The sequence below is a fragment of the Mesorhizobium sp. YC-39 genome (genome assembly GCF_025753795.1).
Lineage (GTDB): Bacteria > Pseudomonadota > Alphaproteobacteria > Rhizobiales > Rhizobiaceae > Mesorhizobium.
This window is the reverse complement of the sequence record NZ_JAOWPS010000005.1, coordinates 528957-551821: the sequence shown is the minus strand read 5'-3', so window position 1 is coordinate 551821 and position 22865 is coordinate 528957. Positions and strand designations below refer to the sequence as shown.

Here is a 22865-nt window from a genome sequence, read left to right as displayed (position 1 = left end):
AAGCAGCGGCCGTGCCGATTGAACGATCGCGCCGCGGTCTGATCTCTCGGGATTTGTCGGAGCATGCGCGACGTGAAGTGCTTAATCTCGCCGCAGTCAGCAGACTGATACCCCGGTCCAGGACGTTGCGCATGTTTCGAAGAGCGAAAGGCACCCGTCGTCGATTGCTCTGACAGCCCGGTATCCGACGGCCAAAGAGGATCTTCGCAGCCACGGCGGCGGGCCGATGTTTCCGACGGCCCGCTCTACGCGCACCTCGCCTACTTTATACCGGTGACTGTGATGCGTCCGTTGACGCGGTCGGCTGTGAACTCGATCGCCTGACCCGATTTGACCTTCTTGAGCATGCCGTCCTCCGCGACGACGAACACCATCGTCATCGCGGGCATGTCGAGATTCGTCAGCGGCTCATGTTTGATCGTCAGCTTTTTCTGTTTGGCGTCGACCTTGAGGACTTCGCCTTTCACGTATTCCTGCGCAAGCGCGCTGCCGCCGATGGCGAACACCAGCACGAGTGTCGAGATGGCTTTTACGAATAGTGTCATGGTCGCTTCCTTTGCGGTTTTGATAGTTACTTGGCGACGCTGATGTCGCCCTTCATGCCGGAATCGTAGTGACCCGGGACCAGGCAGGCGAAGCCGAATTCGCCGGCATTGGCGAACGTCCAGATGATCTCGCCTCTGGCGCCGGGCGCCAGCCGGATCGAATTGGGATCGGCGTGCTCCATCTCGGGGAACTTCTCCATCAACGCCTTGTGGTCCATGATCCCTTCATGGACGTCCATGACGAATTCGTGGTCGACTTGGCCTTTGTTGACGAACTTCAGGCGAACGGTCTCGCCCTTCTTCACCTTGAGCACGGCCGGTTGGAACAACATCGTCCCGTCATCCTTCTCCGACATGGAGATGTTGATAGTCCGCTTTGCTTTGCTGGCCTCACCAGGGTTGCCGATCGCCATCGTGGCGGCTTTGTCGCCATGGCCTCCGGCGTGGGTTCCACTGGCAAGAGCTGCTCCGGAACTGACCGCCATCAAAACGGCCGCTGCTAATATACGTTTCATGCTGCACATTCTTTCGTTGTTGAGGTTGAGGGGTTTCGGTTTCTCATCCCAGTTTGCCGTGACCGCCATGCTCTGCCGGGGCCATCGTTTTTGCGTCGCCTGATTTTGTGGGGGTTGGAACATTACCGGTCCACTCGTAGGCCACGGTTCCTTCCGGATGTTTGTACCATCCGGGATCGGTGTAATCGTTCGCAGACAGGCCCTCGCGGACCTTCACGACCGAGAACATGCTTCCCATTTCGATAGCGCCGAATTGACCCCAACCGGTCATCATTGGAATCGTGTTGTCGGGAAGCGGCATTTCCATCTCGCCCATGTCAGCCATGCCCTTGTCTCCCATCGCCATGTAGTCCGGCAGCACGCGTCGGATCTTGTCGGTGACCTTAGAGTTGTCGACACCGATAAACGTAGGCACGTCATGACCCATGGCGTTCATGGTATGGTGCGACTTGTGGCAGTGGATCGCCCAGTCGCCCAAGTACTTGGCTTCGAACTCGTAGGCCCGCATGGCGCCGACGGGAATGTCGATTGATACTTCCGGCCAGCGAGCCTCAGGACGTGTCCAACCCCCGTCGGTGCAGGTCACCTCGAAATCGTAGCCATGCATGTGGATCGGATGATTGGTCATGGTCAGGTTACCGACCCGGACCCGCACTTTATCGTTCTTGGAAACGACAAGATGGCTGATGCCAGGGAAGAGGCGGCTGTTCCAACACCACAGGTTGAAATCAGTCATAGTCATGATTTTCGGAACGTACGATCCGGGCTCGATGTCGTAGGCGTTCAGCAGGAACACGAAGTCGCGGTCCACCCGCATGAACTTCGGGTCTTTCGGATGAATGACGAAGAAGCCCATCATACCCATCGCCATCTGGACCATTTCGTCGGCGTGCGGGTGGTACATGAAGGTGCCGCTCTTCACGAGGTCGAACTCGTAGACGAAGGTTTTGCCGGGCGGGATTCCCGGCTGGGTAAGACCGGTCACGCCATCCATGCCGCTGGGCAGGATCATGCCGTGCCAATGAACCGTCGTGTGCTCCGGCAGCTTGTTTGTCACGAAGATGCGGACCCGGTCGCCCTCGACTGCCTCGATGGTGGGACCGGGCGACTGGCCGTTATAACCCCAGAGATAAGCGGTCATGCCGGGCGCCAGCTCTCGCTCAACCGCCTCGGCGACGAGGTGGAATTCCTTCACACCATTGTTCGTGCGGTGGGGCAGCGTCCAACCGTTGAGCGTCACCACGGGCTGGTAATCCGGGCCGCTCGTCGGAAATATCGGTGGCTGCATATCCGGCGATTCCATGACAGCGGCGTCCGGCAAACCCATCGCAGAGGTCTTGGTCCACGCCGTGGCGCCGGCGAGCATGGCTCCCGCACCTAGCAACTGACGTCTTGAAAGCATTTTCTTCTCCTTGAGTTCAGTGGCCTTCGGCGCTCGCTTCGGCTGCGGCCGGTGCGTCGCCGCCCCCGGATGAGCTTCCGCCGCCATGGATGGCGGTTCCGAGATTGACGTCGGCCAGCCAGAAATTGCGCTTGGCGTTGAGGGAAAGCATGACCGAGCTGATTTTCGCGCGGGTGTCCGCCAGAAGCTCGAACGTGTTGGTGATCATGCCGTTGTAGGTGAGGACCGACTCCGCCTCGATCTTTGTTCGCAACGGCACAACACTGTTGCGATAGTGCCGGGCAATGTCATAGGTCGAGCGATAGGCGTCATATGCAGACCTGGCTTCGGACCGGATGTTGACCGCCTTTTCCACCATCCGGTTTGCGGCTTGCATGTAGGCCAGCTCGGCCTTGCGCATGCGTGCCTTGCCGGTATCGAAAATAGGAATGACAAACTCGAGCTCAAGAGTGGGTGCGACACTCGTTTCCGTTCCACCCTCCTCCGATTCCTCGCGTTCCACTTCCACGCCGGAAAGAAGTTCGAGATCAGTGACGTAGCGCGTTGCCTCGGTCAGGCCGTAGGATTTGGCCAGCGCCTCCAGCTCAAGTTTCGCAATCTCAAGGTCGACGCGATTTTTGAGCGCCTCCGCCTCGATTGCGCGTTTGGCCTTGGCGCCCTTCGGCAAGGTTGGAAGCATGTTTGGGACTGAGTAATCGACGTCCGGTCCCCATAGACCCATCAGCCGGGTGAGCTCTTCCTTGGCAGTCCGCGCGGCGAGCCGCGCCTCCGCCGCCTGACCGGTGATCTCGGCGTAGAAGACGTGTTCGCGGGCTTGGCCGGTCTTTGTGAAGGCGCCCGTCTCCCCCAATTTTTGAGCGAGTTCGGAGGCAGCGTCGGCGGCGGCTTGCGCCTTGTTCAAATAGGAAACGCTCTCCCAGGCCGATACGGCATTGATCCAGGCCCGCCGCGTGTCCGCGGCCAGTCGTAGCGTTTCTTCGGCGGCGCGGAGCTGGGCCTGACGGAAACGTGCATCAGCGACTTCGACGCGCCGCTTGTGGGTCGCCAGCGCAAGGATGTTGCTGACCACCGCTCCTTCAATCGTCCGCACAGGATCGACGCCGATCATGCCGATCGAGATCGTCGGATTGACGAGCATCGATTCCTGCCACATGTCGGCCGCCGACAGGCCGATCTCAGCGTAGGCGGCCTGCAGGCCCTTGTTGTTGAGCAGGGCTACCTGCACCGCGACGTCCGGACCAATGGTCTTGTTCTGAACTAGGCTCTTTACTTGCGCGGAGAGAGTCTGCGCGTCCTCGCGAGACTGCACCCACGCCGTTCTCTTGCCGGTCACAGCTCCGGCGCGTGCCGTGACTGTCGTGAAGCCAGCAACGGGGTCGGAAACACCGTCAGGGCCAGCGGTGATCGTGCATCCGGCGGCAATCAGCGGGATGGCCATGGCCGCAGCTGTGTTCAGGAACCGGCGCTTCATGATCCAGCTCCGGTTTTTGCAGGGGAGCGTTCTTCATTGAGACGCCGCCAGTTCTGCGGATCGACGGGCTCCCGCTGGTGATAATTGGCGACGACCGGGTGATAGTGCGCATCACGGATGCCCATCACGGGATCAGACGGATTGAAAGCTGGAAGGACGGTCGGTGGGGTGGTTACCGCGCATCCGGCAACGAAAAGCGATGCGAGCATCGCGAGACTTGCGAATTTCATTGTAGACCTGAAGCTAAACGTGTGCGTTAGGCCGCGCCGGAACGGATTCCGCACGCTGCGCGCGAACGCCCTCGATGGGGCGGCGTCAGTTCAGGTGTCTGGGAGGCCTTATATGCGCTGTATACTCGCCGCCTGCCGACGCTTCGGCAACGACGGCCGCAAAGCAGCGAGAGACCGCGCGTTCCAGGTCAGGACAATCTACCGGCACGGCATTGGCCGGCGCGCAATGGACCTCGCAGCTCTTGTCTGCCGATTTCTCACCACCGGGATGTTCCTCGTCCACATCCGTTTCGGCCGCCCCGGCCGCGTGTTCGTGGTGGCCAACGTGGCCGCGGGTGTCGTGCGCAGATTCCTCAACCTTTAGCGTCACCCCGGAGTCGCTGTGAAAACCGGTAGCGTTCGCGGTAGCGAAAAGGCCAGGCTGGAGAGAAGACATGATTAGAAACACGACCGCCAGCACCGCGCGGAGCGGCGCAATTCCTGCAATCGAGATTCGGCCAAGGCTTCTCATCAAGCCCCTTGGGACAATTGTTCGCTTGATTTGTCAAGACCAACTGGCATTGACTTGTTGCACTGCAACCAAATGTGAAGCGAATAGCCTCCGACAGTATGAAACCGAATCGATACCGCAACGCGAATTCCGGGCCGCGCCGATTGTCCGATCGATAAGCGCGATTCTCATTGAATATCTTTAAGGCCAAAGCCGGCAAATCAATCGGTTGCCGGTTCCCTTGCGGCAGGCTTAGCCTGCACGGCCAACGCGTGAGAGCGCGTGCGGCCAACAAGGGGACATCGCAATGACGATACAAGGCGCATCACCTGACCTATACAATGAGGATCTTGCTCCGGCGAAGGTTCGAAACTGGGGGCCATTCTCGATCTTCAACGTCTGGACGTCGGACGTTCACAGCCTCTGGGGCTACTATCTGGCGGCAAGCCTGTTCCTGTTCTGCGGCGGCTTCGTCAATTTCATCATCGCCATCGGCATCGGCTCGCTGATCATCTACGCATTGATGAACATGGTCGGCTATGCCGGCGTGAAGACCGGCGTGCCCTACCCTGTGCTTGCCCGCGCTTCGTTCGGCATCTGGGGCGCCAACATACCGGCGCTGGTGCGCGCCATCGTCGCCTGTTTCTGGTACGGCGCGCAAACGGCGGCTGCCTCCGGCGCGATCGTGGCGCTGCTGATCCGCTCGCAATGGTTCGCCGACTTCAACGCCAACACGCATTTCCTCGGCCATACCGGGCTGGAGGTTATCTGCTTCGTGGTCATCTGGGCGCTGCAACTGCTGATCATCCAGAACGGCATGGAAACGGTGCGCCGCTTCCAGGACTGGGCCGGGCCAGCGGTATGGGTGATGATGCTGATCCTGGCCATCTATCTCTGCGTCAAATCCGGGAGATTTGCCTTCACCAGCGACATCCCGATGGATGTGCTGCTCGACAAGACCAAGGATGCGGGCGTGCCCGGCACGCCGGGTTCGTGGACCTCGCTGTTTGCGGTGGCGGCGATCTGGGTGACCTATTTCTCAGCGCTCTATCTCAACTTCTGCGATTTCGCCCGCTATGCGCCGGACAAGGCATCGCTGCGCAAGGGCAACCTCTGGGGCCTGCCGGTCAACCTCATTCTGTTCTCGCTGGTCGCCGGCGTCACCACCATCGCCGCCTTCGACGTCTATGGCGAGGTGCTGCTGCACCCCGACCAGATCTCGGCCAAGTTCGACAGCTGGTTCCTGGCCGCGCTCGCGGCCCTGACCTTCGCCGTGGCGACGCTCGGCATCAACGTCGTGGCGAACTTCGTCTCGCCGGCCTTCGACTTCTCCAATGTCTTTCCCCGGCAGATCGACTTCAAGAAGGGCGGCTATATCGCGGCCGTGATCGCCCTGGTGCTCTATCCCTTCGCGCCATGGGAAGGCAGTGCTGCCTCCTTCGTCAACATCATCGGCGCGACGATGGGCCCGATCTTCGGCGTGATGATGGTCGACTATTACCTGATCCGGAAGGGCGAGGTCGACGTCGAGGCGCTCTACAGGGAGGACGGCGAGTTCCGCTTCCAGAGCGGCTGGCATGTCAACGCCTTCATCGCCGCCGGAATCGGCGCGATCTTCTCCTCGATCCTGCCGAATTTCACCAACTGGCTGCCGTCCTGGTGGGGCGTCTATGGCTGGTTCTTCGGCGTCGCAATAGCTGGCGCCATCTACTACGTGTTGCGCACGATGGCGCTGGGCGCCGGAGCACGGATGGCGAAGGCCTGAGGGAAACAAATTGGGGCGGCGCAATGCCGCCCCATCCTATTTGACGACCATCTCGGCCAGTTTGCGCACCGTGTTCCAGTTGCGCGAGGTGCCGATGCCGAGACGTTTGTGGCTCACCGCCGCGAGCAGCCGCGAACTCGGCGTTTCGCGCGAAAAGACGATCCAGAGATCGCCGCCGACCGCCTGCAGCTTTTCGTCCCTGCCGATATAGGCCTTGAGCGCGGTGACGGCTTCGTCGGGCACAGGCGCCCGCATCACACGCACCGCCACCTGATCGGGTGCCTCCGCCGATTCGGCCGAAAACGGATTGCCGGCCGCAAGCCTCAGCCAGTCATCCGCGCTGCGCACGATGATGTCGACATGGCGGCCGAAAATTTTCTCAAATGCCGTCTCCAACCGGCTTTCGAGCGCGGCGATTTCTGTCTTTTTCGTTTCGAAGACCAGATTGCCGGTCGCCACCAGCGTGCGCGGGTTCTTCAGCCTCAGACCTTCCGCCATCGCCTTGAGGTCGGCCATGACAACCCGCCGCCCCTCGCCGAGGACAATACTGTAGAGCAGCGCGACATAGGTCTGCATGGTGACCCCCCGGGGCCTTTTAGGGTGCGTTGAGATTCAGGTCAGGCCGAGCCAAGAATGGTGGTTTTCCGAGAACCGGCCTACGCCGGCCGTAGCCTTCATAGCACGGAGGCGCCTATGAGCGCTCCGGCCGGCGAAGGCCGGAGCGGAGCGTCATTTGGGTACGTGAGCACTGGAAGCGCAGGAACCGCCGTTCGCAGGCCGGCATCACCTGAATATCAACGCACCCTAGACGAGCCGGCTCTGTTCCACCGCCGCCCCGATGAAGCTGGCGAACAGCGGATGCGGATCGAGCGGCCGGCTTTTCAGCTCCGGATGGTACTGCACGCCGATGAACCAGGGATGGTCGGGATATTCGACCGTTTCCGGCAGCACGCCGTCCGGCGACATGCCGGCAAACACCAGGCCGCAATCCTCGAGTCGCTCCTTGTAGTCGACATTGACCTCGTAGCGATGGCGGTGGCGCTCGGAAATCTGCGTGTCGCCATAGATGTCGGCGATCTTCGAACCCTTGGCGAGTTCGGCCTGATAGGCGCCGAGCCGCATGGTGCCGCCGAGATCGCCGGTCTCCTTGCGCTTCTCCAGCATGTTGCCCTTCAGCCACTCGGTCATCAGGCCGACGACCGGTTCATCGGTGGGGCCGAACTCCGTCGACGAGGCGTGCTCGACGCCGGCCAGGGACCGCGCCGCCTCGATGCAGGCCATCTGCATGCCGAAGCAGATGCCGAAATACGGCACTTTCCGCTCGCGGGCGAACTTCGCCGCCAGGATCTTGCCTTCCGAGCCGCGTTCGCCGAAACCGCCGGGGACCAGGATGCCATGCACCTTTTCCAGCCAGGGCGTCGGGTCTTCCTTCTCGAAGATCTCGCTTTCGATCCAGTCGAGCTTGACCTTGACGCGGTTGGCCAACCCACCATGCGAGAGCGCCTCGATCAGCGATTTATAGGCATCCTTGAGGCCGGTATATTTACCGACGACGGCGATGGTCACCTCGCCTTCCGGGTTGTGGATACGACTGGACACAGCTTGCCAGGGCTCCATGCGCGGCTTCGGCGCCGGATCGATGCCGAAGGCAGCCAGCACTTCCGAATCCAGCCCCTCCTTGTGATAGGCCATCGGCACATCGTAGATGTGCGGCACATCGAGCGCCTGGATAACCGCGCTTTCCCTGACATTGCAGAACAGCGACAGCTTGCGGCGCTCTTCCTTCGGAATGGGACGGTCGGCGCGAACCAGCAGGATGTCGGGCGCAATGCCGATGCCGCGCAATTCCTTGACCGAATGCTGGGTCGGCTTGGTCTTCAACTCGCCCGCCGTCGGAATATAGGGCATCAGCGTCAGATGGACGTAGACCGCGTTGTTGCGCGGCAGATCATTGCCGAGCTGGCGGATCGCCTCCAGGAACGGCATCGCCTCGATGTCGCCGACGGTGCCGCCGATCTCGCAGAGCACGAAGTCATAGTCGTCATTGCCGTCGAGGACGAAATGCTTGATCTCGTCGGTGACGTGCGGAATGACCTGCACGGTGGCACCGAGATAGTCGCCGCGCCGCTCGCGCTCGATGATGTTCTTGTAGATTCGGCCGGTGGTGATGTTGTCCTGCTGATTGGCCGAGCGGCCGGTAAAGCGCTCATAGTGGCCGAGATCGAGGTCGGTCTCGGCGCCATCATCGGTCACGAAGACCTCGCCATGCTGGTATGGCGACATCGTGCCGGGGTCGACATTGAGATAGGGATCGAGCTTCTTGATGCGCGCGCGATAGCCTCGCGCCTGCAAGAGAGCCCCAAGGGCCGCTGCAGCGATGCCTTTTCCAAGTGAGGAAACCACGCCGCCTGTGATGAATACATATCGCGCCATGGGAGTCATCGCTTAACGCGGCCGAATTGATTCCGCCAGAGAAAAAACCGCCGCGAAGGCTTTTTCCCAAGAAGGCGCTTGGACCATGATCCCGAAAAGTGGAATCCGGTTTTCGGATAAGATCATGGTCGAACCCAGCCCGTCGTATCGGGGATGGGTTCGGCTAGGATCGAGCAAAACAAAAGGGCCGGCGAGGCCGGCCCTTTCGGCAGTATCGTTTAAAACGTCAGATGATGACGACCTTGGTGCCGACTTTCACCCGGCGGTAAAGGTCCATGACGTGCTCGTTGATCATGCGGAAGCAGCCATTGGAGGCGCTGGTTCCGATCGACTGCGGCGCGATGGTGCCGTGAATGCGCAGATGGGTGTCTTTTTTGCCGTCATAGAGATAGATGGCGCGCGCGCCGAGCGGATTTTCGCCGCCGCCGGGCATGCCGTCCTTGTATTGGCCGTAATGCTTGGGCTCGCGCTTCTGCATGTCGAGCGTCGGGATCCAACGCGGCCATTCCTGCTTGTCGCCAACGGCAACCGTGCCCTTGAACTGCAAGCCTTCACGGCCGACCGCGATCGCGTAGCGGCGGGCTGTCGACGAGGATTCGACGAGATAGAGGCGACGCGCGCTGGTATCGATGACGATGGTGCCCGGATTGTAGCCGGAGAATTCGACTTCCTGAGGCACGAATTCCGGCTTTACCTTGAACTGCTTCTTGGCTTCCTTCCTGGCAAGTGCGGCGTCAAGTGCGCGCGTCTCGGGAAGCAGCGACATCGAGGAGGACGAGGACGTGCCGCCGAACAGGCCGGCGAAGAGACCGACGCTTTGCGGTTTCTGCGCGATCGCCTCGCTTCGCAACTCGCCATTGTTGCCGGTCAACGCGATATTCATCGCCTCGGCCGGAAGTGGTTCCGCTGACTGGATCGGCGCGATCGGTTGAATCGGCTCGAAGAGCTTGATGGTCTTCTTCTTGGCCGGTTTGGCGTCAGCCACCTTGGTCTCGGCAGGTTGCCCCTTCTTCGCCAGGGCCTTCTTGTCAAGAAACGCCTGCCGCTCCGCATCCGCCTTGGCCTTGGCCGCCGCGCGCATCGCCAGCTTTCTCGCCTCGAGCGCTTTGGCCTTGGCGGCTTCCTTGTCGGCCGCAATCTTGGCTTCCAGCTTGCTGATCTGGGAAAGATCTTCCGAGGTCGGATTTTTCTTCTTCTTGAGAAGCCTCAATTGTGCCGCGTCGCTCTTGGCGGCGACGTTGACGATGTCTGTTGTAACAGCGGCTTTGGGAGCCGAACTGCCCGCCGGCATGGCCGCGTAAGCGGGCGCACTCAGGCCGAGCACGGCACAAAGGCCGGCTAAAATGAAGCTGCGAAGCTGCATGGCGAAGATCCGATCGTTCAATGCTTGTTGCCCACGGCGTCGCCCGGCGTCCCCCAAGGACGCCGAAAGTGCCGCGCGCAATCTATAATCGATTAGCCGGAGTCGCCTCAAGCGGGCCGTCGTGCCGCGCCCGGTCGATTCTTCGTGATCTTGCGGCATTTGCCGCGACTGTGTTCAAACAACAACAGATCGCGGAAACCAAATATTAACGATTACTGGTTTGGAACCTGCGGCGTGACCGGCAAGGGAACGCCGTTCGTGGCCGGCGGCGTGGTCGAACCCGCCGCGGGGGGCGAAGCCGGGGGCGTCGCCGCGGCATCATTGCCGGAGGGCGGTGTCGGCGCCGTGGTACCAGAGGGCGGCGTTGGCGCCGTGGTGCCGGGCAACTGATCGAGCACGCCCTTGCCCGCGCCATCCGTTGCCGGCACGCGGTCGAGAATGTCGATCGGCTTCTCGCCATAGCGGGCAACGATCGATAGCGTCAGCGAGGTGGCGAAGAAAGCCGCCGCCAGGATCGCCGTAGCCCGCGTCAGCGCATTGGCGGCGCCGCGCGCGGTCATGAAGCCGGAGCCGCCGCCGATGCCGAGGCCGCCGCCTTCGGAGCGCTGCAAAAGCACCACGCCGACAAGAGCGAGCACGACCATGAGGTGGACGACGATCAGTACGGTTTCCATAGTTTATCCTGGCAAGGCCTTGCGCGGCCGCGGATACGACCGGTGATTTGGAGGCGGCTCAATACAATGCTTTGACGGCATTTCCAAGCCCGTGGCCGGAATATGGGAAGCAATGCGCCCTTTGCAACGATTTCAGCCGCCGCGCGGCCCGCTCGAGGCCAGCAAGAGGTCCGGATATTACGAGATATTCCGATAGGCTTCGGCGATGCCGAGAAAGTCCGCCGCCTTCAGGCTGGCGCCGCCGACCAGCGCGCCATCGACATTCCTGACGCCGAGCAGTTCGACCGCGTTGGAAGGCTTGACCGAGCCACCATAGAGGATGCGCATCTTGGCCGCGGCACCGCCGAGCTTTTCCGACAGTTTTTCACGGATATGCGCATGCGCCTCAGTGACATCGGCGGCAGTGGGCGTCAGTCCCGTTCCGATCGCCCATACCGGCTCATAGGCGATGACGGTGTTCGATGCCGTGGCGTCCGGCGGCACCGAGCCGGCAACCTGGCGCGACAGCACGTCGAGCGTGGCGCCGGCTTCGCGTTCGGCCCTGGTCTCGCCAATGCAGACGATGGCCACGAGCCCGGCGCGCCATGCGGCCGATGCCTTGGCCTGAACCGTTGCGTCGTCCTCGCCGCTTTGCTCACGGCATTCGGAATGACCGACGATGACATGGCTGGCGCCGGCATCCTTCAGCATCTCGGCCGAAATACAGCCGGTATAGGCGCCGCTTTCCTTGGGGTGGCAATCCTCGCCCCCGGCCCGGACCGGCGTGCGCGACAGAATCTCAGCGGCATGCGCAAGCAGCGTCGCCGGAACGCAGACTAGCGCTTCGGTCTCCGCATCAAGCCCGCTCATGAAGCCGTTGCCGATCATTCTGAGTTCGTTGAGCGAGGCACTGGTGCCGTTCATTTTCCAGTTGCCTGCGACCAGCGGGCGGATTCCTGGCGTCATTGGTTTGCTTCTCCGGGCGATATTCGGCTCATGCTCTCACTACCAAAATCAGGCCACAAAGCAATCGACAGTGGGCCGGAAGGGCGCTATTGCGCTTGTTTCAGAACCGGCGCATGCGAAAATGCGCAAAAATCGGAAGTAACCATGCTTGGTACGTTGAGAAGCGCGGCAGGAACCTGGGTCGCGAAACTGTTGCTGTCTTTGCTGGTGTTGAGTTTCCTCGTCTGGGGCGTCTCCGGGGAGCTGACGGGGCGTTTCGCTGGCCACGACGCCGTGATTACGGCCGGGGGCACCAAAGTGTCGATCAACGAATACCGTCTCGCCTACGATCGTCAGCTCAGCCTGATGTCGCAGCAGTTCGGCCAGCGCATCACCCACGAGCAGGCGAAGGCGCTCGGCATCGACAACCAGGTGCTGGCGCAGCTCGTGTCGGGCGCCGTGCTCGACGAGCAGGCCCGCAAGCTCGGGCTCGGCCTCTCCAAGGACAGGCTGGCCGAACTCACGCGCGACGACCCGGCGTTCAAGGGCCCCGGAGGCAAGTTCGACAGGCGGACCTTCGACTACATGCTGCAACAGGCCGGCATGCGGCCCGAGGACTACCTTAAAAATAGAGCCCAGGTGGCGGTGCGCCAGCAGATCGTCGAGGCGGTGTCCGACGGTCTCAAGGCCCCGGATGCCTTCTTCAAGGCAGTCGCGCTCTATCGCGGCGAAGACCGCACCATCGACTATGTGACGCTGCCGAAATCGCTGGTCGAGCCGATCGAAGCGCCGTCCGATACAGCTCTTTCGGCCTATTTCGAGGAGAACAAGAAGACCTATGCGGCGCCGGAATACCGCAAATTCTCCTATGTCCGGCTCGAACCACAAGACATCATGGATTTGAGCGCCGTGAGCGACCAACAGGTCAGCGACGACTACAACAAGAACAAGGCGCGTTACACCACGCCGGAGCTGCGCACCATCGAACAGCTCGTCTTCAAGACGCCCGAAGCCGCCAAGTCCGCGCTCGATTCGCTGCAGACCGGTGCGACCTTCGACAAGATCGTCGCCGCCGAGGGCAAGACGCCGGCCGATACGCTGCTTGGCACGCTGGCCCGGGACAAGATCGCCGACAAGGCGGTGGCGGATGCGGCGTTCGCGCTCAACGTCAATGAGGTCAGCCCGGTTGTGCAAGGCGCCTTCGGGCCGGTGCTGCTGCGCGTCACCGATATCAAGCCCGAAGTGGTGAAACCGCTGGCCGAAGTGTCGGCCGAGATCCGCAAGGATCTGGCGCTTGGCGAGGCAAGCCGCATCCTTCTGGACGTCCACGACAATTACGAAGATATCCGCGCGTCGGGCAGCTCGCTCGCGCAAGCGGCCGACAAGCTGAAGTTGAAGGTCGTCACCATCGACGCGATCGATCGTACCGGCCAGAGGCCGGATGCAAGCATCGTCAAGGATCTGCCGGAATCGCCGGAGCTCATCAAGGCGGTATTCAGCGCTGAACCCGGCACGGAAAATCCGGACCTTACCACCGCCGACAACGGCTTCGTGTTCTACGAGGTGGATGGCATCACGCCGGCCCGCGACCGCACGCTGGATGAAGTCCGCCAGAAGGTGGTGGCCGACTGGACGGCGACGGAGACGACCAAGCGACTCACAGCCAAGGCGGGCGAGCTCGAAAAGCGTCTCAAGGCCGGCGCCACGCTCGATGTGATTGCCGGCGAGCTCAAGCTCGAGAAGCAGACCAAGCGCGGCGTCAAGCGCGAGGCTGACGACGTCGATTTCGGCAAGGAGGGCGCGGCTGCGATGTTCGGGGTCGGCGAAGGCGGGACCGGCCTGATCCCCTCGCCCACCGGCGACGGGCAGATCCTGTTCAAGGTCGCCGAAGTCTTCGAGCCTGCCGGAGCCGACGCCAGCTCCTTGCCGGACGATGTGCAGAAATCCTTCACGTCAGGCATGTCCGACGACTTGCTCGACCAGTTGGTGGCGCAGTTGCAGACGCAATACGACATTCGCATCGACCAGACCGCCGTTACCCAAGCCTTGACCAGATGAGCGCGCTGAAGACCCACATCGCCAAGATCGCCACGGGAACCGCGTTGTCCTTCGAGGAAGCGCGCGAGGCTTTCGACATCATCATGTCGGGCGACGCCACGCCCGGCCAGATCGGCGGCTTCCTGATGGCGCTGCGCGTGCGCGGCGAGACGGTGAGCGAGATTTCCGGCGCCGTCGCCACGATGCGCGCCAAGATGCTGCGCGTCGACGCACCGGAAGGTGCAATCGACATCGTCGGCACCGGCGGTGACAATTCGCACTCGGTCAACATCTCGACTGCATCCGCCTTCGTCATCGCCGCCAGCGGCGTGCCGGTGGCCAAGCACGGCAATCGCGGACTGTCCTCGCAGACAGGGGCCGCCGACGTGCTGACCGCTCTGGGCGTCAAGATCGACATTCCGCCGGAAACGATCGGGCGCTGCATCCATGAGGCAGGCGTCGGCTTCATGTTCGCGCCGGCGCATCATCCGGCGATGAAGCATGTCGGCCCGACCCGCGTCGAGCTCGGTACGCGCACGATCTTCAACCTGCTTGGCCCGCTGTCCAACCCGGCCGGCGTCAGCAGGCAGATGGTCGGCGTGTTCCTACCGGAATGGATCATGCCGGTGGCCGAGACATTGAAAGCGCTGGGCGCCGACCATGCCTGGGTCGCCCATGGCGACGGCTATGACGAGATCACCACCACCGGCGAGACCCAAGTGGCCGAACTGGTCGGCGGCGAGATCCGCAGCTTTACGCTGACACCGGAAGCCGTCGGGCTGAAGCGCCACACCAAGGACGAACTGCGCGGCGGCGACGCCGCCTACAACGCCAAGGCCTTGCGCGACATGCTGGGCGGCGCTGCCGGTGCCTATCGCGACACGGTGCTGATGAACGCAGGCGCCGGGCTGGTGGTGGCGGGCAAGGTAACAACGCTCGCAGATGGCATGGCGAGTGCGGTGCAAGCCATCGACAGTGGCCGAGCGCTGAAAGTGCTCGACAGGCTGGTCGCGATTTCGAACGGATAGGGAATGGCTGATATCCTGCGCAAGATCGAGGCCTACAAGCGCGACGAGATCGCCGCGGCGAAGGCGAGTGTGCCGCTGGCCGAGATCAAGGCGCGGGCGAACGACGCCGATGCGCCACGCGGCTTTCTCGCGGCGCTTGAAGCCACGCGCGAATCCGGCGGTTTCGGCCTTATCGCGGAGATCAAGAAGGCCAGCCCCTCCAGGGGCCTGATCCGCGCCGATTTCGACCCGCCGGCACTCGCCCAAGCCTATGCGGCGGGCGGTGCTACGTGCCTTTCTGTGCTGACGGATGCGCCATCTTTCCAGGGGGCGCCCGAATTTCTCACCAAGGCGCGCAACGCCGTGACTTTGCCAGCGCTCCGCAAGGATTTTCTGTTCGATCCCTACCAGGTTTACGAGGCGCGTGCCTGGGGCGCGGATGCCATCCTCATCATCATGGCCAGCGTCGATGACGGCTTGGCGAGTGAACTCGAATCGACAGCTTTCGAGCTCGGCATGGATGCGCTGGTGGAAGTGCATGACGAGGCCGAAATGGAACGCGCCCTGAAACTGTCGTCCCGCCTGGTCGGCATCAACAACCGCAATCTCAGGACGTTCGAAACCAGCATCGAGACCTCGGAGCGGCTGGCCGCGATGGTACCGGCCGATCGGCTGCTGGTCAGCGAGAGCGGTATCTTTTCACATGACGATTGCCGCCGGCTGGAAAAGAGCGGTATCGGCACTTTCCTTGTCGGCGAGAGCCTGATGCGGCAACGGGACGTGGCCGCTGCGACGCGCTTGCTTTTGACGGGCAAGGCGCCGGCCGAGGCGATCTGACAATGGCGTCTGCCCTCACCCATCTTGGCGCGCAAGGCGAAGCCAATATGGTCGATGTCGGTGGCAAGGCTGAGACGACGCGCACCGCGATCGCCGAAGGCTTTGTTTCGATGCGGCCGCAAACACTGGAAATGATCCTGGCGGGCAACGCCAAGAAGGGCGACGTGCTCGGCACGGCGCGTATCGCCGGCATCATGGCGGCCAAGAAGACCCACGAACTGATCCCGCTCTGCCACCCGCTGCTGCTGACCAAGGTGTCCGTCGACATCGAGCCGGACCAGTCGCTGCCCGGCCTGAAGGTCACGGCGCTGGCTCGCGTCACCGGCAAGACCGGCGTCGAGATGGAAGCATTGACCGCGGCCTCGGTCGCCTGCCTGACGATCTACGACATGGCCAAGGCGGTCGACCGCGCCATGGTGATCTCCGGCGTCAGGCTGGTGGAAAAGACCGGCGGCAAGTCCGGCGATTACAAGGCGGGTTCTTGAATGGCGCTGGTCCCGGTGGCGGAGGCGCTCGAACGCCTCCTTGACGGCGTGACGGCACTGCCAGGCGAAAGCGTTACGCTGATGGACGCGGCTGACCGGGTTTTGGCAGGGCCAGTGGTGGCACTGCGCACCCAGCCGCCCTTCAATGCTTCGGCCATGGACGGCTATGCCGCGCGGGCCGCCGATGTCGCATCCGTACCCGCCAGACTTTCGGTGATCGGCATGGCGCCGGCCGGCCGCGGCTTCGACGGCACCGTCGGCCCGGCGCAGGCCGTGCGCATCTTCACTGGGGCGCCGCTTCCCGCCGGCGCCGACACCATCGTCATCCAGGAGAATGCCAGGAATCTCGGCGGCGGCAGCATCGAGGTGATCGAGCCGACCGTGGAAGGGCGCAATATCCGCCGCCTCGGGCTCGATTTCTCGAAGGGCGATGTTCTGCTGAAGAAGGGCCGCCTGCTCGATCCGGCGGCTTTGTCGCTGGCGGCGTCGGCCAATCATCCGCGTGTCGGCGTGGTAAAACGACCGCTGGTCGCCATCATCGCCACCGGTGACGAATTGCTGCCGCCTGGAAGCGACCTCGGGCCCGACCAGATCATTTCGTCCAATGCCTATGGCGTTGCCGCCGCCGCCCGGTCGGTCGGCGCAAATGCCCTCGATCTCGGCATCGCCGCGGATCGCAAGGAAGCGATCGCCACTCTGGTGAAAAAGGCGGCCGCGGCCGGCGCGGACGTCATCGTCACGCTTGGCGGCGCCTCGGTCGGCGATCACGACCTCGTCCATGACGTGCTGACCGGCGAAGGCATGACGCTCGATTTCTGGAAGATCGCCATGCGCCCCGGCAAGCCGCTGATGTTCGGGCGGCTCGGGCATATCAGATGCATCGGCCTGCCCGGCAATCCGGTGGCGAGCCTAGTCTGCACGCAGCTTTTCCTGAAGCCGCTGCTGGCACGGCTCGGCGGCCGCGTCCATCGGCAGGACATGCGCGAGGCGCGGCTCGGCGCTGCAATGCCGGCGAACGATCTCAGGCAGGATTATGTGCGCGCCGTGGTGACGGAAGAAGCCGGCGCACTCAGGGCGACGCCATTCGGCATCCAGGATTCCTCGATGCTCAGAATGCTGGCCGACGCCAATGGACTGATCGTGCGTGAGCCCTTTGCTCCCGCCGCCGCAGCAGGCGCTGCCTGCAGCGTGCTGATGCTACGCTGAACAAAACGTCAACGCATTCATTAAACTTTAAACGGTTGCGGAACACAACTGGAACAGATAGTGTTTGTTCTGGGTTTGTTTTTCTGATTCTGTTGGGGGCCGCGATGCTGACACGCAAACAACACGAACTGCTTATGTTCATCCACGAAAGGCTGAAGGAAAGCGGCATTCCCCCCTCGTTCGACGAGATGAAGGAAGCGCTCGATCTCGCCTCCAAATCCGGAATCCATCGGCTGATCACGGCGCTGGAGGAACGCGGCTTCATTCGCCGGCTACCGAACCGCGCTCGTGCGCTGGAGGTGCTGCGTCTTCCCGACTCGATTGCACCCGGCCTCAATGCGGCGCGCAAATTTTCGCCCAGCGTCATTCAGGGCAGCCTTGGGCAGAGCAATCCCGGACAGGGCAACCTCGGACGACAGATCAAGCCGGCGCCGTCGCGCTTGCGTTCGGCTGGCAATGATGACGACGCCGTCGCCGCAGTGTCCATTCCGGTGATGGGCCGCATCGCCGCCGGCGTGCCGATCGACGCTATCCAGCACCAGACGCACTCGATCTCGGTACCGCCGGACATGATCACAGGCGGCGCGCACTACGCGCTCGAGGTCAAGGGCGATTCGATGATCGAGGCCGGCATTTTCGACGGCGACACGGTCATCATCCGCAATGCCGACACTGCCAGCCCTGGCGAGATCGTCGTGGCGCTGGTCGACGAGGAGGAAGCGACGCTGAAGCGGTTCCGCCGCAAGGGCGCCTCGATCGCACTCGAAGCCGCCAATCCGGCCTATGAGACGCGCATCTTCGGACCGGACCGGGTCAAGGTGCAAGGCAAGCTCGTCGGTTTGATCCGGCGTTACTGATCCGCGGCCGGCTTGGGTTTCTCGGGCTTGCGGTGGGGCGGCAGTCCCCTCGCCTCGCGCGAGAACTTTCGCTGCACGTGCCATGGCCGGTATGGCTCCTCGACGGCAAAGCGGATTTGCGCGCGCATCGTCGCCGATTGCGGATTGAAGAAGATGGCGGCACTGCCGGCGCGCGCAAGCTGCCGTTTGGTGACGACAAGGATCAGCGGATTGCGGCAGGGGTCATAGGCGGTGGCATCGTCGATGACGATCAGGTCCGCAAAGGCGCAGGCTAGCCGGGCGGTTTTGCGGCCATCGGCGAGCGCGACGATTGCCCCCGACGGATGCCGGGCGAGGCACAGGCCGGCCGTACAGTAGAAAGGCGCGCCAGGCGGCAGCTGGGCTGGATCGGTTATATCAAACTGCACGTCCCCCTTCTCGAAGGTCTCTGGCTCGACAATGGTTTCGGACACCAGCGCATGCTTCCAGTTGTCGGTGGTAAATACGTTCGAACGCACCCGGTTGATGGCAAGTTCGCCGTTGCCGATGGGCAGCGCCACCAGATGCGCGTCCTCCGAAATTAGGACGTCGGGCGGGCGGGCGTGGGAAATCGTCAGCAGTCCGGCGAGTGCGAAAGGAAGCGCCGCGAGCCGCAGCCGGGTCGTCGCCATGGTCGCGATAACAAGGGAGACCGTCACCAGTAGGACCGACTGGCGCGAAATCAGCCCGACTGCATCGATTGGCGAGCGCTGCGATATCCAGCCGGACAGGGCAATCATCGCCGTCAGCCCCTTGCCCATGACATAGAGGAATGGGCCGTCGGCGCCGAACGGCATCGCCAGCGCGCTGAGAACGGCGAAAGGCATGACCACCAGTGAAACAACAGGCATGACGGCCAGGTTGGCGAACAGGCTGAGCGGCGACACGCGCTGGAAGTGCCATATGGCGAAAAGCGCGGTAGCGCCGCCGGCGATGATGGAGGTCATGGCGAGGCCGCCCATCGCAGCCAAGAATTTTCGCGTGACGAAGCCAGGCAGCGATCGTCGTGGCGGTGGCGTGGTGACCTTGCCTGCGCGGTAATCGGACCAGCCGGCATAGGCGCCGACGAGTGCCGCGGTCGCGGCGAAGGACATCTGGAAGCTCGGGCCGACCACCTCGTGCGGCGACACCAGGATGACGGCAATCGCAGAAATCGCGAGATTGCGCATGGTGAGCGCCGCCCGGTCGAACAGCACCGCGATCAGCATCACCGCCAGCATGATGAAGCTGCGCTCGGCCGCGACCACGACGCCTGAAATGACGAGATAGGCCGCGATCGAAAAGAGTGCGGCGGCGGCGGCATATTTCTTGATCGGGCGGCGCGAGGAAAAATCGGGAAACAACGCGAAGGCGCCGCGCAGCAGCGCCATGATCGTGCCTGCGACCAGTGCCATATGCAGGCCGGAGATGGAGATGATGTGGTAGATGCCGGTGCGCCGCATCGCCTCGTTGATCTCCTCGGGGATGCCGGCGCGCACGCCGACGATCAGGGCAGCGGCGATCTCGCCCTCGGCGCCGCCGACTTGACTGCGAATGTGGTCCGCGATGCTTTCCCGTGCGTTCTCGACCGCCGAAGAAAGGCGCACGGCAAGCGGTGCGTTATCTGGCGGCGCGGCATCCGCGCCGACAAGTTTCGGCGTACCGAGGAAAAAACCGCTGGCGCCGATGCCGGCGAAATAGCTGTCGAAGGAGAAATCATAGCTGTCAGGCCGTACTGGGCCGGTCGGCGGCAACAGCCTGGCATAACCGGTCACTATGGATCCTGCGGTCATGCCAGGCGGTATTTTTGACGCCGAAACGCGAACCCGTTCGGGGGCATAGCGCAGCGTCGGCCGGGCAGTCGAGATTACGTCGATGGTCAGCCGGACGCGGCCATTCGCCATCTGGTCGAGGCTGACGACACGGCCGGTCAGCCGCGTCGGGATTTCCGAACCGAGCATCGGCGTTGCCACGCGCCAGGTCTCGACCTTGGCGGCGAGCACGCCGAGCGCGCACAGCAACGCCGCCACGAAGCACAGATGCGTTTTGCACCATGACCGCGAGACGGCCGCGCAGGCCGCCATCAGGACCACGACGGCGATGGGCTGTGCAAAGTCCGGTTCGCTTGCCAGCGAAAAATAGAAAATCACCCCAGATGCCAGGAAAACCGGCACCAACAGGAAGGTGACGCCCCGGTCGATTTCCAGGCTGGCCGCCGAGACCATGCTGTTGCCGATACTGGACGGCGAAAGGCGGCGAAGCTGCCCGCTCAGGCGGGCGATGGGGCTGACCGTCGGGACTGGGGCCGTCGGCGGACCATGTGACGGCAAGGGTGGAATATCGACGCGCGGCAGCGAAGCTGGCGCCGGCAGGACGGGAACAGAGGCGGCAAACAGCAAGCGTTCGCTGACGCCGCCGACTGCGTCCTCGCTCTCGTCCGTACCCCGGCCTCGTCCAGCCATCGGGTCTGCCCCTTGCGCCCTTGACCTCCTATGCTACATGAACCCGCAACGCGCGAAAGTCCGTGCAATCACATCCGCTCCTGCGCCTGCCTGAGTCGTTTCCTTGGCTCGCAGCGCCTCGCATTCGGCGGCAAGGTCGCCGAGCGCAATTTCAGCGCTGTTCCATGTTCCTCGGCCGGTCTCAACCTCACGACGCTAGAACCGCTCCTGGCTGACGTGCCAACCGGCTTGTGAGCGAGCAGCTCGACTGGGTCGGCCTTCAACGACGCTACAACCGACCGGAGACCCGCCGTATTATTGTGTCCACGTTTTGAGAGGTCTGCGAGCGCTCATCAACTCGCCTTCAGCATGGCTACCTTCAATCCTTCGACCAACTCGATGACGTAGTCGGAAAGTTCATTCAAATCCGCGCTACCGCTTTCCATCCGGTGCTTTAGAAGTTCGAGCGAATGCACCTTCTTTGCAAATTCGAAGCGCTGCTCGCTCACTTCGGAGCAGATACGTTTGATGAGTTTCGCTCCATCCACCTTGGCGAGCCACGTCGGGTCGCTCAAATCGTTTGTCCATGATTCTTTGGCTTTGAACGCAGCATCCCCGCCCATTGAGAGCAGGAACTCCTCAACCACGTCCCGAACGTTCTGGATCGCCAAATCCGGTACATGAGTCGCAAGCAAAGCCGCGATGGCGTCGCAATCGATAAGATAGCACTCGAAATTGCGGCGGGGGAGCAGCCTAACACGGTCGCCTGATCGACGGCGAAGATCGGCAATTTCTTGCTCTGTCAAACTTTCTCGGTCGAACCCAAAAGTTACGGAGGTAATTAGTGGCTGCGCGACACCGCTGAGTCTTTCGTAGATATCCAAGACAAGCTCAAGCCGTGTGCCACTTTTGCTGAAATCTCCCGTCGCGATAACGGGTACAAACATCGTCGAGCGCGGCATGGGACCAACCTTTTTCGTGTAGATGTAGGGGAAGCAGAGTTCCTCTGTTGGACCCTCTACCCAGATGATGTGGTCGACAGCGAACACATCCGTCATCGAGATTCCGAGTTGTCCCGTCACCTGCCGTAGATCCTCTAGATTGGTAAGATCGACAGAATTCACCGATGATTCAAATCCTGATTTTCGGACAAAGTGGACCGACGATGGTGAACTCGCGCTCAGAACCTCCGGCGAATGTGTGGAGATAATATATTGGTGTTGCGGGTAGTTAGTCGTCAGAATTCGGAGCAATGTCTTCGCGGCTGCAGGGTGTAGAAAGCTGCTGATCTCATCGATCATGACAACTGCTTCTCTCAGTGTCATTGCGACAGCGAGGATTGCAATGGCCTGGGAAACTCCAGTCCCGCTGTCGTTCAACCCCACGCTAAGTTCGGGATGTTCCTGCTCTTCAATTGGCCAAACGAGTACTTCAAGTCGATTGTCTATTGTCGGTCGTACGCTTAAATTGCCTATCGTCGAAAAGATCTCACGAACATGGACCACTAGGCGAGCAAAAAGTGCCGGGCGCTCACCTTGAAGCCGATTCAAGACCGCCGACAGGTTGCCGGCTGAGCCATTTAGGCGTTCAGGATATTCAACGCCGCCAATCCCAAGCCCAAAACGTTGTGCATCGAACATGAAAACGGAGTCGTTCCAAACCACGGTCATCAAATCCCTGGTATTGTCTTCACCGTTGATACCTGGCTGAAAGATAATTTTGCCGTTCGATTTGCGGAAGCAAACGTAAGCACCCGTCCCGTCTCCAAAGGGCTTGGTCATTCTGCTGAAGGCGCCTTCGGTCCTACTCAGACGAAGCTGAATTTGCTGGCCAGATAGGAACTTATCCATTTTCTTTTGTGCGCCGGCGACTTGGTCTGTGCCTATGGGCCAAAAGATCCGGTCTAGACTCCTCAGCCACGCGTCCTCGATCTCTTGTCCGTCCACAGTGATCTCAATTTCCTCGACGGACGAACCCAAACGCTCAAGCCTGAATTCTGAAGGGCTTCGGTGCGGGACATTCTCAAGGTATTTTATGGCTCGCAGAATCGCACTTTTCCCGGCGTTGTTCTCGCCGACAAAAATGTTGGTACCAGGTTGAAGTTCTATCCACCCAGTGTCTGAAAAGCTGCTGTAGTTTGAAACACGAAACCGGTTAATCCTCATGGCGCCCTCCCGCGAAAAAGT

General features: G+C 61.9%; 20 protein-coding genes. 8 read left to right on the top strand and 12 right to left on the bottom strand.

The window, feature by feature from the left end:
- Nucleotides 1-260: 260 nt before the first annotated feature.
- From OHD62_RS28315 to OHD62_RS28295, 5 genes are read right to left on the bottom strand one after another with little or no spacing between them, the layout of a single operon-like run.
- Entirely contained in the window at nucleotides 261-545 is a 285-nt protein-coding gene (locus tag OHD62_RS28315; RefSeq protein WP_263789904.1) for a copper-binding protein, read from the bottom strand.
- 26 nt (nucleotides 546-571) lie between these two features.
- Nucleotides 572-1060: a cupredoxin family protein gene (locus OHD62_RS28310; protein WP_263789902.1), complete on the bottom strand. Its 489-nt coding sequence runs from the start codon at nucleotides 1058-1060 to the stop codon at nucleotides 572-574.
- A gap of 43 nt (nucleotides 1061-1103) precedes the next feature.
- Nucleotides 1104-2462 (bottom strand): multicopper oxidase family protein, encoded by a 1359-nt coding sequence (locus OHD62_RS28305; protein WP_263789900.1) that lies wholly within the window; start codon nucleotides 2460-2462, stop codon nucleotides 1104-1106.
- 16 nt (nucleotides 2463-2478) lie between these two features.
- Nucleotides 2479-3933, bottom strand: coding sequence for a TolC family protein (locus OHD62_RS28300; RefSeq protein ID WP_263789899.1), 1455 nt, complete (start codon nucleotides 3931-3933; stop codon nucleotides 2479-2481).
- Nucleotides 3930-4163 (bottom strand): hypothetical protein, encoded by a 234-nt coding sequence (locus tag OHD62_RS28295; protein WP_263789897.1) that lies wholly within the window; start codon nucleotides 4161-4163, stop codon nucleotides 3930-3932. Before OHD62_RS28295 ends, OHD62_RS28300 begins: the two co-directional genes overlap by 4 nt.
- A 112-nt stretch (nucleotides 4164-4275) precedes the next feature.
- On the opposite strand from OHD62_RS28295, the gene OHD62_RS28290 reads away from it, so the two are divergent.
- Both OHD62_RS28290 and OHD62_RS28285 read left to right on the top strand, forming a co-directional pair.
- Nucleotides 4276-4527 carry a hypothetical protein gene (locus tag OHD62_RS28290; RefSeq protein ID WP_263789894.1) on the top strand — a complete coding sequence of 84 codons (252 nt, stop codon included), beginning with the start codon at nucleotides 4276-4278 and terminating at the stop codon, nucleotides 4525-4527.
- Nucleotides 4528-4960: 433 nt separating this feature from the next.
- On the top strand, nucleotides 4961-6418 hold the full coding sequence (locus tag OHD62_RS28285; RefSeq protein ID WP_263789892.1) for an NCS1 family nucleobase:cation symporter-1: 1458 nt from the start codon (nucleotides 4961-4963) through the stop codon (nucleotides 6416-6418).
- 36 nt (nucleotides 6419-6454) lie between these two features.
- On the opposite strand, the gene OHD62_RS28280 is transcribed toward OHD62_RS28285, so the two are convergent.
- The 5 genes from OHD62_RS28280 to tpiA form a co-directional block, all read right to left on the bottom strand.
- The gene (locus OHD62_RS28280; RefSeq protein ID WP_263789890.1) at nucleotides 6455-6994 is read right to left on the bottom strand and encodes a DUF1697 domain-containing protein; all 540 of its coding nucleotides are present in this window, start codon (nucleotides 6992-6994) and stop codon (nucleotides 6455-6457) included.
- 228 nt (nucleotides 6995-7222) lie between these two features.
- A complete protein-coding gene (locus OHD62_RS28275; RefSeq protein ID WP_318528612.1) occupies nucleotides 7223-8860 on the bottom strand; it encodes a CTP synthase in 1638 nt (545 codons plus the stop codon).
- Between the two features lie 217 nt (nucleotides 8861-9077).
- Nucleotides 9078-10214 (bottom strand): L,D-transpeptidase, encoded by a 1137-nt coding sequence (locus OHD62_RS28270; RefSeq protein WP_263790192.1) that lies wholly within the window; start codon nucleotides 10212-10214, stop codon nucleotides 9078-9080.
- A gap of 212 nt (nucleotides 10215-10426) precedes the next feature.
- Nucleotides 10427-10888, bottom strand: a complete 462-nt coding sequence (gene secG / locus OHD62_RS28265) for a preprotein translocase subunit SecG (protein WP_263789886.1) — start codon at nucleotides 10886-10888, stop codon at nucleotides 10427-10429.
- Between the two features lie 177 nt (nucleotides 10889-11065).
- The gene (gene tpiA / locus OHD62_RS28260) at nucleotides 11066-11833 is read right to left on the bottom strand and encodes a triose-phosphate isomerase (protein ID WP_263789884.1); all 768 of its coding nucleotides are present in this window, start codon (nucleotides 11831-11833) and stop codon (nucleotides 11066-11068) included.
- A 144-nt stretch (nucleotides 11834-11977) separates the two neighbouring features.
- Here tpiA and OHD62_RS28255 point away from each other — a divergent pair, with 144 nt between their 5' ends.
- The 6 genes from OHD62_RS28255 (at nucleotide 11978) to lexA (ending at nucleotide 18241) form a co-directional block, all read left to right on the top strand.
- Nucleotides 11978-13870 (top strand): SurA N-terminal domain-containing protein, encoded by a 1893-nt coding sequence (locus OHD62_RS28255; RefSeq protein WP_263789882.1) that lies wholly within the window; start codon nucleotides 11978-11980, stop codon nucleotides 13868-13870.
- The gene (gene trpD / locus OHD62_RS28250; protein ID WP_263789880.1) at nucleotides 13867-14877 is read left to right on the top strand and encodes an anthranilate phosphoribosyltransferase; all 1011 of its coding nucleotides are present in this window, start codon (nucleotides 13867-13869) and stop codon (nucleotides 14875-14877) included. The genes OHD62_RS28255 and trpD overlap by 4 nt, the downstream gene beginning before the upstream one ends.
- Nucleotides 14878-14880: 3 nt before the next feature.
- The gene (gene trpC / locus OHD62_RS28245; RefSeq protein WP_263789878.1) at nucleotides 14881-15693 is read left to right on the top strand and encodes an indole-3-glycerol phosphate synthase TrpC; all 813 of its coding nucleotides are present in this window, start codon (nucleotides 14881-14883) and stop codon (nucleotides 15691-15693) included.
- 2 nt (nucleotides 15694-15695) lie between these two features.
- Nucleotides 15696-16178 (top strand): cyclic pyranopterin monophosphate synthase MoaC, encoded by a 483-nt coding sequence (gene moaC / locus OHD62_RS28240; RefSeq protein WP_263789876.1) that lies wholly within the window; start codon nucleotides 15696-15698, stop codon nucleotides 16176-16178.
- Entirely contained in the window at nucleotides 16179-17384 is a 1206-nt protein-coding gene (gene glp / locus OHD62_RS28235) for a gephyrin-like molybdotransferase Glp (RefSeq protein ID WP_263789874.1), read from the top strand.
- Nucleotides 17385-17488: 104 nt separating this feature from the next.
- On the top strand, nucleotides 17489-18241 hold the full coding sequence (lexA, locus tag OHD62_RS28230; protein WP_263789872.1) for a transcriptional repressor LexA: 753 nt from the start codon (nucleotides 17489-17491) through the stop codon (nucleotides 18239-18241).
- On the opposite strand, the gene OHD62_RS28225 is transcribed toward lexA, so the two are convergent.
- Nucleotides 18235-20700, bottom strand: coding sequence for a ComEC/Rec2 family competence protein (locus OHD62_RS28225; protein ID WP_263789871.1), 2466 nt, complete (start codon nucleotides 20698-20700; stop codon nucleotides 18235-18237). The two genes, lexA and OHD62_RS28225, sit on opposite strands and share 7 nt — an antisense overlap.
- Nucleotides 20701-21032: 332 nt before the next feature.
- A complete protein-coding gene (locus tag OHD62_RS28220) occupies nucleotides 21033-22844 on the bottom strand; it encodes an ATP-dependent nuclease (RefSeq protein ID WP_263789869.1) in 1812 nt (603 codons plus the stop codon).
- Nucleotides 22845-22865: the final 21 nt, after the last annotated feature.

What these genes read in the sequence shown, in the direction of transcription:
- OHD62_RS28225 (WP_263789871.1), bottom strand. Translation starts at nt 20,700, where the DNA reads ATGGCTGGACGAGGCCGGGGTACGGACGAGAGCGAGGACGCAGTCGGC.
- OHD62_RS28255 (WP_263789882.1), top strand. Translation starts at nt 11,978, where the DNA reads ATGCTTGGTACGTTGAGAAGCGCGGCAGGAACCTGGGTCGCGAAACTG.
- trpD (WP_263789880.1), top strand. Translation starts at nt 13,867, where the DNA reads ATGAGCGCGCTGAAGACCCACATCGCCAAGATCGCCACGGGAACCGCG.
- OHD62_RS28220 (WP_263789869.1), bottom strand. Translation starts at nt 22,844, where the DNA reads ATGAGGATTAACCGGTTTCGTGTTTCAAACTACAGCAGCTTTTCAGAC.
- OHD62_RS28295 (WP_263789897.1), bottom strand. Translation starts at nt 4,163, where the DNA reads ATGAAATTCGCAAGTCTCGCGATGCTCGCATCGCTTTTCGTTGCCGGA.
- moaC (WP_263789876.1), top strand. Translation starts at nt 15,696, where the DNA reads ATGGCGTCTGCCCTCACCCATCTTGGCGCGCAAGGCGAAGCCAATATG.
- tpiA (WP_263789884.1), bottom strand. Translation starts at nt 11,833, where the DNA reads ATGACGCCAGGAATCCGCCCGCTGGTCGCAGGCAACTGGAAAATGAAC.
- OHD62_RS28275 (WP_318528612.1), bottom strand. Translation starts at nt 8,860, where the DNA reads ATGACTCCCATGGCGCGATATGTATTCATCACAGGCGGCGTGGTTTCC.
- OHD62_RS28305 (WP_263789900.1), bottom strand. Translation starts at nt 2,462, where the DNA reads ATGCTTTCAAGACGTCAGTTGCTAGGTGCGGGAGCCATGCTCGCCGGC.
- trpC (WP_263789878.1), top strand. Translation starts at nt 14,881, where the DNA reads ATGGCTGATATCCTGCGCAAGATCGAGGCCTACAAGCGCGACGAGATC.
- secG (WP_263789886.1), bottom strand. Translation starts at nt 10,888, where the DNA reads ATGGAAACCGTACTGATCGTCGTCCACCTCATGGTCGTGCTCGCTCTT.
- OHD62_RS28290 (WP_263789894.1), top strand. Translation starts at nt 4,276, where the DNA reads ATGCGCTGTATACTCGCCGCCTGCCGACGCTTCGGCAACGACGGCCGC.
- OHD62_RS28280 (WP_263789890.1), bottom strand. Translation starts at nt 6,994, where the DNA reads ATGCAGACCTATGTCGCGCTGCTCTACAGTATTGTCCTCGGCGAGGGG.
- OHD62_RS28300 (WP_263789899.1), bottom strand. Translation starts at nt 3,933, where the DNA reads ATGAAGCGCCGGTTCCTGAACACAGCTGCGGCCATGGCCATCCCGCTG.
- glp (WP_263789874.1), top strand. Translation starts at nt 16,179, where the DNA reads ATGGCGCTGGTCCCGGTGGCGGAGGCGCTCGAACGCCTCCTTGACGGC.
- OHD62_RS28285 (WP_263789892.1), top strand. Translation starts at nt 4,961, where the DNA reads ATGACGATACAAGGCGCATCACCTGACCTATACAATGAGGATCTTGCT.
- OHD62_RS28315 (WP_263789904.1), bottom strand. Translation starts at nt 545, where the DNA reads ATGACACTATTCGTAAAAGCCATCTCGACACTCGTGCTGGTGTTCGCC.
- OHD62_RS28310 (WP_263789902.1), bottom strand. Translation starts at nt 1,060, where the DNA reads ATGAAACGTATATTAGCAGCGGCCGTTTTGATGGCGGTCAGTTCCGGA.
- OHD62_RS28270 (WP_263790192.1), bottom strand. Translation starts at nt 10,214, where the DNA reads ATGCAGCTTCGCAGCTTCATTTTAGCCGGCCTTTGTGCCGTGCTCGGC.
- lexA (WP_263789872.1), top strand. Translation starts at nt 17,489, where the DNA reads ATGCTGACACGCAAACAACACGAACTGCTTATGTTCATCCACGAAAGG.